A 13,368-nucleotide genomic window follows, 5' to 3' on the forward strand; every position below is an offset into this window, starting at 1 on the left:
AGGGGAAACGAACGCATGGCACGTGTCGCCGTCATCACCGCGCCCAACATCGGCTACCGCAACACCGGAATGCTGACCGTCGACCTGGCCTTCGAGACCATGCGGCGGCGGATGGGGGGCGGGATCGAGGCGAACTGGTACACGCTGCACGCGCCGGAGACCGTGGCGCTGCGGCCGGGGGCGCGCGGGCACGCGTTCCCGTTCCGGTTCCGGTCGCTGATCGACGAGGTCGACGACCTGCGCGAGCACGACGCCGTGGTGTTCTGGGGCGACTTCCTGCACGCCCGGCACTACCTCGCCCAGGACGCCACCAACCGGCTGCTCGACTTCGGGTTCGCCGAGGACCGGGGCGCCGCCCGGGCCCTGCTCAACCGGACGCTGCTGCTGGCCGACCAGCCCGACGAACTGCTGTCGCGCACCCTCAGCTACGGCGGCACGATCCTGCACAACACGCAGTCCGACTACGAGGACAAGGAGTACGGCCCGCTGTTCACGCGGCTGATGACGCGCAGCCGCCGGGTCTGGGTGCGCGACCCGCTGTCCGCGGTCAAGCTCGCGCGACTGCGCGGGGACCGTACGACGGACCACTTCGGCTCCGACGCCGCCCTGCTGAACCGCCCCGGCGATCTCGGCCACCTCCCGGTCACGCCCTGGTCCCAGGACCTCCCGGAGGGTGGTGCCATCGGGGTGTTCCTCGGCGCCAGGACCGAGATCCCCGACTGGCTGCCCGGCTTCTGCCAGGGGCTCGCCGAGCGGTTCGGCGCGCCCCTGGAATGGGTCCCGTGGTTCGACCGGGACGTCCCCCCGCGGGTCGAGCACATCGCGCGGCGCCCCGGTGACCCCACCGTCGGCGACCTGATCGGCGTGCTGCCCCGCTACCGCCTCGTCGTCACCGACACCTACCACCTCGCCGTCAACGCGTGGGGTGCCGGCACCCCGGTGGTCTGCGTCGGCGCCCCCGAGCCGGTGCCGACGACCGACGACGACTACCTGACGCTCAGCGATGTGAAGAAGCACGTCTTCCACATGGCGTACGACGCCGCCGACTTCTACCTCTCCACCGTCCCGGACAGCCCCGAGGGGCACGCGCGCCGGGCCGACCGGATCGTCCGCCTCGTGGAGGGCGGGGGCGCCGCCGCCGTGGCCGCGCGGATCCGGGAGCACGCCGACCACTCCGCGCACTCGTTCACCGAGACCCTGGCCGCCCTGCTGTCCTGAACGACCGGCCACCGGCCCCGCGCCCGCGGGCTCCCAAAAATCATGCAAGCACGCTTGATTGTTTCCTGGGGCACTGCCATGCTCCCCCCATGGCCGACCCGACGCCCGTCATCGACGACCTGCGTGCCGAGAGTGCGCAACTCGACCGGTTGGTGGCCCGGTTGGCGCCCGAGCAGTGGGCGCTGCCGACCCCCGCGCCCCACTGGACCGTCGCCCACCAGATCGCCCACCTCGCCTGGACCGACCGCGCGGCGCTGGCCGCGGTGACCGACGCCGGCGCCTTCCAGGCCCTGGCGGAGAAGGCGCTCGCCGCGATCGACTCCTTCGTGGACGAGGGCGCGCAGGAGGGGGCCGGACTGGCGTCCGGGGAACTCCTCGCGACCTGGCGGGCGGGGCGCGACGCCCTCGACCGGGCCCTGCGCGCCGCCGCCCCCGGCACCCGGTTCCCCTGGTTCGGACCGCCCATGGCCGCCGCCTCCATGGCCACCGCCCGCCTGATGGAGACCTGGGCCCACGGCCTGGACGTCGCCGAGGCGCTCGGTGTCACCCCCGCCCCCACCGACCGCATCCGGCACATCGTCCGGCTCGGCGTGCGGACCCGGGACTTCGCCTACGGCGTGCGCCGGCTCACCCCGCCCGCCGAGGAGTTCCACGTCCGGCTCACCGCGCCGTCCGGCCAGGTGTGGGCGTACGGCCCCGAGGACGCCGCCCAGCGCGTCACCGGCCCCGCCCTCGACTTCTGCCTCCTCGTCACCCAGCGCGCGCACCGCGACGACCTCGCGCTGACCGCCGAGGGCCCGGACGCGGACCGCTGGCTGGACATCGCCCAGGCCTTCGCGGGACCGCCCGGCAGCGGCCGCCCGCCGAAGGGAGCCGCCCGGTGAACCCCTTGCGCATAGGCAACTTCTCCGGCTTCTACGGCGACCGGTCCGACGCCCTGCGCGAGATGCTCACCGGCGGCGAACTCGACGTCCTCACCGGCGACTACCTCGCCGAACTCACCATGCTGATCCTCGCCCGCGACCGGCTGAAGGACCCCTCGGCCGGGTACGCCCGCACCTTCCTGCGCCAGCTGGAGGACTGCCTCGGCCTCGCCCGGGAGCGCGGGGTGCGCATCGTCACCAACGCGGGCGGCCTCAACCCGGCCGGACTCGCCGAGCGCATAGGGGAGTTGGCGCACAAACTCGGCATCCCCCTGCGCGTCGCCCAGGTGACCGGCGACGATCTGACCGCCGCCCACCCCGGCGCCCTCGCCGCCCACGCCTACCTCGGCGGGTTCGGGATCGCCGAGTGCCTGCGGGCCGGCGCGGACGTCGTGGTCACCGGGCGGGTGACCGACGCGGCCCTCGTCACCGGGCCCGCCGCCGCCCACTTCGGCTGGGGACCGGGGCAGTACGACGAACTGGCCGGGGCCGTCGTCGCCGGACACGTCCTGGAGTGCGGGACGCAGGCGACCGGCGGGAACTACGCGTTCTTCCGGGAGGGGGACGTGCGGCGGCCCGGCTTCCCGCTCGCCGAGATCCACGCGGACGGCAGCAGCGTCATCACCAAGCACCCCGGCACCGGCGGCTTCGTGGACGTCGGCACGGTCACCGCCCAACTGCTCTACGAGACCGCGGGCGCCCGGTACGCGGGGCCCGATGTCACCGCCCGGCTGGACAGCGTCCGGCTGCGCCGGGACGGACCGGACCGGGTGCGGATCGAGGGGGTGCGCGGGGAGGCGCCGCCGCCGACGCTCAAGGTCGGGGTCAACCGGCTCGGCGGCTTCCGCAACGAGGTCGTCTTCGTCCTCACCGGCCTCGACATCGAGGCCAAGGCCGAGCTGGTGCGCGGCCAGCTGACGGACCACCTGGCCGGCTCGCCGCCCGCCGAGGTCCGCTGGGAGCTGGTGCGCACCGACCGGCCGGACGCCGGCACCGAGGAGACCGCCAGCGCCCTGCTGCGGCTCGTCGTACGGGACCCGGACCAGCGGGTCGTGGGGCGGGCGCTGAGCGGGGCGGCGGTGGAGCTGGCGCTGGCCAGCTATCCCGGGTTCCACGTGGCGGCCCCGCCCGGCAAGGGGGACCCCTACGGGATCTTCGAGGACGTGTACGTGCCCCGGGACGCCGTGACCCACACGGCCGTCCTGCCCGGCCCGGACGGGGTCCGGACCGTCGCGCCGCCGCCCGGGACCCGGCCCCTCCAGGCCGTGCCGCCCCCGCCGCCGCCCGAGCCCCTCCCGCCCGGCCCGGCCCGGCGCGCGCCCCTCGGGACCGTCGCCGGGGCCCGCAGCGGGGACAAGGGCGGGAACGCCAACGTGGGGGTGTGGGTCCGTACCGACGAGGCATGGCGCTGGCTCGCCCACGAGCTGACCGTCGAGAGGTTCCGGGAACTGCTCCCGGAGAGCCGCGAACTGCCGGTCACCCGGCACGTGCTGCCGAATCTGCGCGCCCTGAACTTCGTCGTCGAGGGCATCCTCGGCGCCGGTGTCGCCTCCCGGCACCGCTTCGATCCGCAGGCCAAGGCGCTCGGCGAATGGCTGCGCTCCCGCCACCTGGACATCCCGGAGGTGCTGCTGTGACCTTCCTGACCTCGGCCCTGGACCCGGCCGGCCCCGCCTACCGGGCCAACCGCGAGGCCATGCTCGCCAAACTCGCCGAGCTGGAGGGCGAGCACGCCAAGGCGCTCGCGGGCGGCGGCGAGAAGTACGTGCGACGGCACCGCGAGCGGGGGAAGCTGCTCGCCCGGGAGCGGATCGAGCTGCTGCTCGACCCGGACACGCCGTTCCTGGAGCTGTCGCCGCTGGCCGCCTGGGGGAGCGAGTACACCGTCGGCGCCTCGCTCGTCACCGGGATCGGGGTGGTCGAGGGCGTGGAGTGCCTGATCACCGCCAACGACCCGACCGTGCGCGGCGGCGCCAGCAACCCGTGGACCCTGCGGAAGGCCCTGCGCGCCAACGACATCGCCCTCGCCAACCGGCTGCCCTGCATCAGCCTGGTGGAGTCCGGCGGCGCCGACCTGCCGTCGCAGAAGGAGATCTTCATCCCGGGCGGCGCCCTGTTCCGGGACCTCACCCGGCTGTCCGCCGCCGGCATCCCGACCGTGGCCGTCGTCTTCGGCAACTCCACCGCCGGGGGCGCCTACGTCCCCGGCATGTCCGACCACGTGATCATGGTCAAGGAACGGGCCAAGGTGTTCCTCGGCGGGCCGCCGCTGGTGCGGATGGCCACCGGGGAGGAGAGCGACGACGAGTCCCTGGGCGGCGCCGAGATGCACGCCCGCCGCTCCGGGCTCGCCGACCACTTCGCCGTGGACGAGGAGGACGCCCTGCGGCAGGCGCGGCGGGTGGTGGCCCGGCTCAACCACCGCAAGGCGTACGGCGATCCGGGACCCGCCGAGCCGCCCCAGCACGACCCCGAGGAGCTGCTGGGGATCGTCCCCGGCGACCTCAGGACACCCTTCGACCCGCGCGAGGTCGTCGCCCGGATCGTGGACGCCTCCGACTTCGACGAGTTCAAACCGCTGTACGGCACCAGCCTGGTGACCGGCTGGGCGGCCCTGCACGGCTATCCCGTCGGCATCCTCGCCAACGCCCGAGGCGTCCTGTTCAGCGAGGAGTCGCAGAAGGCCGCCCAGTTCATCCAGCTCGCCAACCAGCGGGACATCCCGCTGCTGTTCCTGCACAACACCACCGGCTACATGGTCGGCAGGGAGTACGAGCAGGGCGGCATCATCAAACACGGCGCCATGATGATCAACGCGGTCAGCAACAGCCGCGTCCCGCATCTGTCCGTGCTCATGGGCGCGTCCTACGGCGCCGGGCACTACGGCATGTGCGGCCGCGCCTACGACCCGCGCTTCCTGTTCGCCTGGCCCAGCGCCAAGTCCGCCGTCATGGGGCCGCAGCAGCTGGCGGGCGTGCTGTCGATCGTCGCCCGGCAGTCGGCGGCGGTGAAGGGGCAGCCGTACGACGAGGACGCGGACGCGGCCCTGCGCGCCATGGTGGAGCAGCAGATCGAGTCGGAGTCGCTGCCCCTGTTCCTGTCCGGGCGGCTGTACGACGACGGCGTCATCGACCCGCGCGACACCCGCACCGTCCTCGGCCTGTGTCTCTCCGCCATCCACACCGCCCCCTACGAGGGCGCGCGCGGCGGCTTCGGCGTCTTCCGGATGTGAGGTCCATGATCCAGACTCTGCTGGTCGCCAACCGGGGCGAGATCGCCTGCCGGATCTTCCGCACCTGCGCCGACCTCGGCATCCGTACGGTCGCCGTGTTCTCGGACGCCGACGAGCACGCCCTGCACACCCGGCTGGCGGACACGGCGGTGCGGCTGCCGGGCGCGGCGCCCGCCGACACGTATCTGCGCGGCGACCTGATCGTGCGGGCCGCCCTGGCGGCCGGCGCGGACGCCGTGCACCCCGGCTACGGCTTCCTCTCCGAGCACCCCGGCTTCGCCCGCGACGTCCTGGCCGCCGGCCTGACCTGGATCGGGCCGTCCCCGGAGGCCGTCGAGGCCATGGCGTCCAAGACGCGCGCCAAGGCGCTGATGGGCCTGGAACCCCTGGGGGAGGTCACCCAGGGGGACCTCCCGGTGCTGGTGAAGGCGGCGGCGGGCGGCGGGGGGCGCGGAATGCGCGTCGTGCGCCGCCTGGACGAGCTGCCCGCCGCTCTGGAGGGAGCGCGCGCGGAGGCGGCGAGCGCGTTCGGGGACGGCGAGGTCTTCGTGGAGCCGTACATCGAGCACGGCCGCCACATCGAGGTGCAGATCCTCGCCGACACCCACGGCACCGTGTGGGCGCTCGGCACCCGCGACTGCTCCCTCCAGCGCCGCCACCAGAAGGTCGTCGAGGAGGCCCCGGCGCCCGGGCTGCCCGAGCGGCTCGCGAACGAGCTGCGCGCGCTGGCCGTGCGCGCCGCCCGCTCCGTCTCCTACGTCGGCGCCGGCACCGTCGAGTTCCTGGTCGCCGACGGCCGCGCGCACTTCCTGGAGATGAACACCCGCCTCCAGGTCGAACACCCGGTGACCGAGGCGGTGTTCGGGATCGACCTGGTCGCCGAGCAGATCCGGATCGCCGAGGGCCGCGCCCTGGAGAAGGACCCGCCCCGCCCGCGCGGGCACGCGATCGAGGCCCGCCTCTACGCCGAGGACCCCGCCCGCGACTGGGCCCCGCAGACCGGCACCCTGCACCGCCTCGCCGTGCCGCCGGGCGTCCGCCTCGACACCGGCTACACCGACGGCGACACCATCGGCGTCCACTACGACCCGATGCTGGCCAAGGCCGTGGCCCACGCCCCCACCAGGGCGGAGGCGATCCGGCGGCTCGCGGGCGCCCTGGAGGCGGCGGTGCTGCACGGCCCGGTCACCAACCGCGACCTCCTCGTGCGCTCCCTGCGGCACGAGGAGTTCACCGGCGGCCGCATGGACACCGGCTTCTACGACCGCCACCTTCCCGCACTCACCGCGGCCGCCCCCGACCCGCACGCCCCGCTCGCCGCCGCCCTCGCCGACGCCCACGGCCGCTCCCGCTTCGGCGGCTGGCGCAACCTGCCCGCCCGGCCGCAGAGCAAGCGGTACGAGGTGGCGGGCCGGGAGGTGGAGGTCCGCTACCGGCACACGAGAGGGGGCCTGGCCGCCGACGGGGTACGGGTCGTGCGCGTCGACGCGAGCACGGTCGTACTCGAAGCGGACGGCGTCCGGCGGACGTACGAGGTGGCCCGGTACGGGGACCAGGTGTACGTCGACGGCACCCGGCTGACGGCGCTGCCGCGCTTCCCCGACCCGGCCGCCCAGCTCGCCCCGGGCTCCCTGCTCGCCCCCATGCCCGGCACGGTCGTACGCATCGCCGAGGGCCTGGCGGAGGGGGCGGCCGTGGCGGCCGGCCAGCCCCTGATCTGGCTGGAGGCGATGAAGATGCAGCACCAGATCTCGGCCCCCGCCGCGGGCGTCCTCGCCGCGCTGCACGCCGAGCCGGGACAGCAGGTGGAGCCCGGCCTGCTGCTGGCGGTGGTGCGACCGGAGTAAGCGGCGCGACGCACCACGCGAGCAACCACCCACCACCCGCACGCGGAGGAAGCGCATGACCACCCTCATCGAATCCGAAGAGCACAAGGCACTCCGATCGGCGGTGTCCGCCCTCGGCACCCGCTACGGCCGCGACTACCTCACCCGCACCGTCGCCGCGGGCAAGCCCCTCACCGAACTCTGGTCCGAGGCCGGCAAGCTCGGCTACCTCGGCGTCAACCTGCCGGAGGCCTACGGCGGCGGGGGCGGCGGCATCACCGAACTCGCCATCGTGCTCGAAGAACTGGGCGCCGCGGGATCGCCGCTGCTCATGCTCGTCGTCTCCCCCGCCATCTGCGGCACCGTGATCTCCCGCTTCGGCACCGAGGCGCAGAAGCGGGACTGGCTGCCGGGACTCGCCGACGGCTCCCGGCTGATGGCCTTCGGCATCACGGAGCCCGACGCCGGCTCCAACAGCCACCGCATCACCACCACGGCCCGCCGCGACGGCACCGACTGGCTGCTCACCGGCCGCAAGGTCTTCATCTCCGGGGTGGACATGGCCGACGCGGTGCTGATCGTCGGCCGCACCGAGGACGCCCGCACCGGACGGCTCAAGCCCTGCCTGTTCATCGTGCCGACGGACGCGCCCGGCTTCCAGAAGCGGCCGATCGACATGGAACTGAGCGCCGCCGAGAAGCAGTTCGAGCTGGTGCTGGACGACGTGCGGCTGCCCGCCGACGCGCTCGTGGGCGACGAGGACGCGGGGCTGCTCCAGCTGTTCGCCGGGCTCAACCCGGAACGCATCATGACGGCCGCGTTCGCCGTCGGAATGGGCCGGTACGCCCTCGCCAGGGCCGTCGAGTACGCCCGCGACCGCACCGTCTGGAACACGCCCATCGGCGCCCACCAGGCCATCGCCCACCCCCTCGCGCAGGCGCACATCGAGCTGGAGACGGCCCGGCTGATGATGCAGAAGGCGGCCCACCTGTACGACGCGGGCGACGACGTCGGCGCGGGCGAGGCCGCCAACATGGCCAAGTACGCGGCCGGCGAGGCATGTGTGCGGGCCGTCGACCAGGCCGTGCACACCCTCGGCGGCAACGGGCTCACCCGCGAGTTCGGGCTCGCCTCGCTGATAACGGCCGCGCGCGTGGCGCGTATCGCCCCGGTCAGCCGGGAGATGATCCTCAACTACGTCTCCCACCAGACCCTGGGGCTGCCCAAGTCGTACTGACGCGCGGCCGTCCGAAGAAGCCGTCACCCGTACGTCACCGAGCGCGTCGCGCCCCGCGGACGCGTTCGGCGGGCCGCCCTCATGGCCGCCGTGCCGCGCGCCGCCTCCGGAAAGATCCCGCGTCGACAGCTCAGGGAGCAGGCATGACCGAACCGATCGGACGCGCGCGGACCCGCGGCGTCGAGACCCTCAGCCTGGACGCCGCAGACCGGCGCAACGCGCTGTCCGCGAGCCTCGTCGCCGCGCTCGCCGACGCGCTGGCCGACTGCGGCAAGGACCCGGACGTACGGGCCGTCGTCCTCACCCACACCGGCAACACCTTCTCGGCCGGCGCCGACCTGCGCGAACCACCGCCCCCGCGGGCGCTGGTCGGGCTGCTGCGGCAACTGGTCGAACTGCCCAAACCGGTGGTCGCCCGGGTCACCGGACACGTCCGGGCGGGCGGCCTCGGACTGCTGGCCGCCTGCGACATGGCCGTCGCCTCCCGCGCCGCCACCTTCGCCTTCACCGAGGTCCGCATCGGCGTGGCCCCGGCGGTGATCTCGCTGCCCCTGCTGCCGCGCACCGACCCGCGCGCCCTCGCCCGCCACTACCTCACCGGGGAGCGCTTCGGGTCCGACGAGGCGGTGCGCACCGGGCTGCTCACCGCCGCGGCGGACGACGTGGACGAGGCCCTGGCCCCCGTCCTGGACGGGCTGCGCCGCTCCGCGCCCGAGGCCCTGGCGGAGACGAAACGGCTGCTCACGGCTAGGGTGCTGGAGACGTTCGACCGGGACGCGGCGGAGCTGACCGCGCTCTCGGCCCGGCTGTTCGCCTCCGGCCAGGCGCGGGAGGGGATGACGGCCTTCCTGGAGAAACGGGATCCGGCATGGGTGGTGTGACCAGATGAGGACGACGGCCGACCGCGACCGTCTGCCCAAGCAGGACCGCAGCCGGGCCACCCGGCAGCGGCTCCTGGAGGCAGCCGTCGCCTGTCTCGCCGAACACGGCTGGGCGGGCTCCACCGTCGCCGTCGTCGCCGAACGCGCCGGGGTCTCCCGGGGCGCCGCCCAGCACCACTTCCCCACCCGCGAGGACCTGTTCACCGCGGCCGTCGAGTACGTCGCCGAGGAACGCTCCAGCGCGCTGCGCGCCCTGTTCCCCGAGGGTGCGGCGGGCGACCGGCGGGCCGTCGTCACCGCCCTGGTCGACCTCTACACCGGCCCCCTCTTCCGGGCCGCCCTCCAGCTGTGGGTGGCCGCCTCCAACGAGGAGCAACTGCGCGGTCGGGTCACCGAGTTGGAGGCCCGCGTCGGCCGCGAGACGCACCGCATCGCCGTCGACCTGCTCGGCGCCGACGAGTCCCGCCCCGGCGTCCGCGAAACCGTCCAGGGCCTGCTCGACATGGCCCGCGGCCTCGGCCTCGCCAACGTCCTGACCGACGACACGGCGCGCCGGGAGCGGGTGGTGGCGCAGTGGGCGCGGCTGGTCGACGGCGCGCTCGGCTGAGGCGCGAAAGCGGCGGCGCCGGCCGTTACCGCCCCGGGCATGGGGGACTCCAGACGATCGTCGATCTCGACGCGGGGGCGGCCGACGCGCCGCGGTGCTGGTGTGGGGCAACCTCTGAACGGTGAACGGTGAGCGGTGAGCCAGTGAGCCGGGCCACACGCGGATCCCGGTGCGCGCAGTACCCTGTGCGCATGCTTCCGATGCTCGTTCGCCGCCGCCACGTGGACTACGTGCGCGTCACGAGCACGGGCTGTCGGCGCCACCGCGCCTGACCAGCCCCGAATCCTCCTTCACCACTTCCTTTTCCGGCACGCGGGGCCGCCTACCCTGACGCGGCCGAACCGTGCCCCGTACACCCTGCGGACACACCATGACTTCGCACCACGCGACCACCGCGACGTACGACCAACTGCCCGTGATCGACCTCTCGGCCGCGGACCGCGGCCCCCGGGAGCGGGCCCTGCTGCACGACCGGCTGCACGCCGCCGCGCACGACGTCGGCTTCTTCCAGCTGGTCGGGCATGGCGTGCCGGCCGCCGAGAAGGACGCGCTGCTCACCGCCATGCGCGCCTTCTTCGCCCTCCCCGAGGCCGACCGGCTGGCCCTGGACAACGTCAACTCCCCGCACTTCCGCGGCTACACGCGCACCGGCGACGAGCGCACCGGCGGCGCCCGCGACTGGCGCGACCAGCTCGACATAGGCGCCGAACGCCCCGCCCGCGTCCCCGGTCCCGGCGAGCCGCCGTACTGGTGGCTCCAGGGCCCCAACCAGTGGCCCGCCGCGCTGCCCGAGCTGCGCACCGCGGCCCTCGCCTGGATCGACCGGCTCGGCGCGGTCGCCCGGCGGCTGCTGCACGAACTGCTGACCGCCATCGGCGCCCCGGCCGACTTCTACGACCCGGTCTTCGGCGACGAGGCCCACCCGCAGCTCAAGCTGGTCCGCTACCCCGGCAGCGCGGGCGACGGCACCGACCAGGGTGTCGGCGCCCACAAGGACTACGGTTTCCTCACCCTGCTCCTCCAGGACACCGTCGGCGGCCTCCAGGTGCAGCGCGAGGACGGCCGCTTCCACGACGTACCGCCCATCGAGGACGCGTTCGTCGTCAACCTCGGCGAGCTCCTGGAGGTCGCCACCAACGGCTACCTCCTCGCCACCAACCACCGGGTGGTCAGCCCGCCCGGAGCGACGGAGCGCTTCTCCGTGCCGTTCTTCTACAACCCCCGCCTGGACGCCAGGGTCGCCCCCCTGCCCTTCCCCTACGCGCCCGAAGCCCCCGGCGTCACCACCGACCCGACGAACCCGCTGTTCGCCGAGTACGGCTACAACGAGCTCAAGGGCAAGCTGCGGGCGCATCCGCTGGTGGCCGAGCGGCACCACTCCGCCCTGCTCACCCCGGCCTGACCGGCCCCCGAGGGGCGCGGGCGGCCACCACCGGTCCGCGCCCCGGGCGGCCCGCTCAGCGGGCGATGTCCGCGTACCCCTCGATGTCCTGCGGACGGCGCGCCCCCGGCCCCACGTACCGCGCCGAAGGCCGCACCAGGCGGCCGGTCCGCTTCTGCTCCAGGATGTGCGCCGACCACCCCGCGGTACGGGCACAGGTGAACATCGAGGTGAACATGTGCGCCGGAACCTCGGCGAAGTCCAGCATGATCGCCGCCCAGAACTCCACGTTCGTGGCCAGCACCCGGTCGGGCCGGCGGTTGTGCAGCTCCTCCAGCGCGGCCTTCTCCAGCGCCTCCGCCACCTCGAACCGCGGCGCCCCCAGCTCCCGCGCCGTGCGCCGCAGGACGCGCGCCCGCGGGTCCTCGGCCCGGTAGACGCGGTGCCCGAAGCCCATCAGCCGCTCGCCCCGGTCCAGGGCCCGCCTGACGTAACCCGCCGCGTCCCCGGTGCGCTCGATCTCCTCGATCATCCCCAGCACCCGGGACGGCGCGCCGCCGTGCAGCGGGCCGGACATGGCGCCGACGGCACCGGACAGGGCGGCGGCGACGTCCGCGCCGGTGGAGGCGATGACCCGGGCGGTGAAGGTGGACGCGTTCATGCCGTGCTCCGCGGCGGAGGTCCAGTACGCGTCGACCGCGGCGACGTGCCGGGGGTCCGGCTCGCCCCGCCAGCGGATCATGAACCGCTCCACGACCGTCTTCGCCTTGTCGATCTCCCGCTGCGGCACCATCGCCAGCCCCTGCCCGCGCGCGGACTGGGCGACGTAGGACAGCGCCATGACCGCGGCCCGCGCCAGGTCCTCACGCGCCTGCTCCGCGTCGATGTCGAGCAGCGGCTTCAGGCCCCACACGGGGGCGAGCATGGCCAGCGCCGACTGGACGTCCACGCGGATGTCGCCGGAGTGCACCGGGATGGGGAACGGCTCGGCGGGCGGCAGGCCGGGGTTGAAGGCGCCGTCGACCAGCAGCCCCCACACGTTGCCGAAGGAGACGTGGCCGACCAGGTCCTCGATGTCGACGCCCCGGTAGCGCAGGGCGCCGCCCTCCTTGTCCGGCTCGGCGATCTCCGTCTCGAACGCTACGACTCCTTCGAGCCCGGGTACGAACTCGGACATCAGCGGCTCCTCGTGATGGGTCGGGCGCGGCTCGGAACCAGCACGATAACCCCGCGTGCCACGCTTGGGGAGACTTGACGACACTCAGTGCCACGGTCGGGAGATACGGCAAGATGACCGCGTGACCGACCGCGAACCACTCCTGGATCCCGTCCTCGATCCCGCCGCCATGCGCAAGCAGTACCGGGCCGAAGGACTCACCGAACAGGACCTCGCCACCCACCCCATGGACCAGTTCGCACGCTGGTTCGAGGACGCGGCCCGAGCGGCCCTGCACGGCACGCTCTACGAGCCCAACGCCATGGTCGTCTCCACCGCGGACGCCGAGGGGCGCCCCAGCTCACGCACGGTCCTGATGAAGAAGTTCGACACCGAGGGATTCGTCTTCTACACCAACTACGACTCCCGCAAGGGCCGCGATCTGACGGCGAACCCGCGCGTCTGCCTGCTCTTCCCCTGGCATCCGCTGGCCCGGCAGGTCATCGTCGCCGGCCCGGTCCGGCGCACCGGGCGCGACGAGACCACCGCGTACTTCCGCAGCCGCCCGCACGGCTCCCAGCTGGGCGCCTGGGCCAGCGCCCAGTCCTCGGTGATCGCCTCGCGCGCCGAACTGGACACTGCCTACGCCGAGTTGGCGGCGCGCTACCCCGAGGGCGAACAGGTCCCGGTGCCACCGCACTGGGGCGGCTTCCGGGTCACCCCGGAGACGGTCGAGTTCTGGCAGGGCCGGGAGAACCGGCTCCACGACCGGCTGCGCTACACCGCCCGCCCGGACGGCACCTGGGGGGTCGAGCGCCTCAGCCCCTGAGGGGCCGGGAGACGCAGACGACCCGCGGGCTGGGTTCCTCCGGGGAGGAGCCGGCCGGACGTACCGGCAGCCCGCGGG

General features: G+C 74.1%; 11 protein-coding genes. 10 read left to right on the forward strand and 1 reads right to left on the reverse strand.

The window, feature by feature from the left end:
* Positions 1-15: 15 nt before the first annotated feature.
* The 9 genes from HZZ00_RS01770 to HZZ00_RS01810 all read left to right on the forward strand — a co-directional run bounded on the left by HZZ00_RS01770 (position 16) and on the right by HZZ00_RS01810 (position 11,326).
* Positions 16-1,218, forward strand: coding sequence for a polysaccharide pyruvyl transferase family protein (locus HZZ00_RS01770; protein ID WP_180330558.1), 1,203 nt, complete (start codon positions 16-18; stop codon positions 1,216-1,218).
* An 89-nt stretch (positions 1,219-1,307) separates the two neighbouring features.
* On the forward strand, positions 1,308-2,102 hold the full coding sequence (locus HZZ00_RS01775) for a TIGR03084 family metal-binding protein (RefSeq protein WP_180330559.1): 795 nt from the start codon (positions 1,308-1,310) through the stop codon (positions 2,100-2,102).
* Positions 2,099-3,778: an acyclic terpene utilization AtuA family protein gene (locus tag HZZ00_RS01780; RefSeq protein ID WP_180330560.1), complete on the forward strand. Its 1,680-nt coding sequence runs from the start codon at positions 2,099-2,101 to the stop codon at positions 3,776-3,778. The genes HZZ00_RS01775 and HZZ00_RS01780 overlap by 4 nt, the downstream gene beginning before the upstream one ends.
* Positions 3,775-5,373: an acyl-CoA carboxylase subunit beta gene (locus tag HZZ00_RS01785; protein WP_180330561.1), complete on the forward strand. Its 1,599-nt coding sequence runs from the start codon at positions 3,775-3,777 to the stop codon at positions 5,371-5,373. The genes HZZ00_RS01780 and HZZ00_RS01785 overlap by 4 nt, the downstream gene beginning before the upstream one ends.
* Before the next feature lie 5 nt (positions 5,374-5,378).
* Entirely contained in the window at positions 5,379-7,220 is a 1,842-nt protein-coding gene (locus tag HZZ00_RS01790) for a biotin carboxylase N-terminal domain-containing protein (RefSeq protein WP_180330562.1), read from the forward strand.
* Between the two features lie 55 nt (positions 7,221-7,275).
* Positions 7,276-8,436, forward strand: a complete 1,161-nt coding sequence (locus HZZ00_RS01795) for an acyl-CoA dehydrogenase family protein (RefSeq protein ID WP_180330563.1) — start codon at positions 7,276-7,278, stop codon at positions 8,434-8,436.
* A 143-nt stretch (positions 8,437-8,579) separates the two neighbouring features.
* Positions 8,580-9,317, forward strand: a complete 738-nt coding sequence (locus HZZ00_RS01800) for an enoyl-CoA hydratase family protein (protein ID WP_180330564.1) — start codon at positions 8,580-8,582, stop codon at positions 9,315-9,317.
* Positions 9,318-9,321: 4 nt separating this feature from the next.
* The gene (locus tag HZZ00_RS01805) at positions 9,322-9,924 is read left to right on the forward strand and encodes a TetR/AcrR family transcriptional regulator (protein ID WP_180330565.1); all 603 of its coding nucleotides are present in this window, start codon (positions 9,322-9,324) and stop codon (positions 9,922-9,924) included.
* A 370-nt stretch (positions 9,925-10,294) separates the two neighbouring features.
* The gene (locus HZZ00_RS01810; RefSeq protein WP_180330566.1) at positions 10,295-11,326 is read left to right on the forward strand and encodes an isopenicillin N synthase family oxygenase; all 1,032 of its coding nucleotides are present in this window, start codon (positions 10,295-10,297) and stop codon (positions 11,324-11,326) included.
* Between the two features lie 55 nt (positions 11,327-11,381).
* Here the strand turns inward: HZZ00_RS01810 and HZZ00_RS01815 are convergent, their stop codons facing one another.
* Entirely contained in the window at positions 11,382-12,482 is a 1,101-nt protein-coding gene (locus HZZ00_RS01815) for a citrate synthase 2 (RefSeq protein WP_180330567.1), read from the reverse strand.
* Positions 12,483-12,603: 121 nt separating this feature from the next.
* On the opposite strand from HZZ00_RS01815, the gene pdxH reads away from it, so the two are divergent.
* Positions 12,604-13,290: a pyridoxamine 5'-phosphate oxidase gene (pdxH, locus tag HZZ00_RS01820; protein WP_180330568.1), complete on the forward strand. Its 687-nt coding sequence runs from the start codon at positions 12,604-12,606 to the stop codon at positions 13,288-13,290.
* Positions 13,291-13,368: the final 78 nt, after the last annotated feature.

Origin of the sequence: Streptomyces sp. NEAU-sy36 (assembly GCF_013423905.1) — a bacterium.
Classification (GTDB): Bacteria; Actinomycetota; Actinomycetes; order Streptomycetales; family Streptomycetaceae; genus Streptomyces; species Streptomyces misionensis.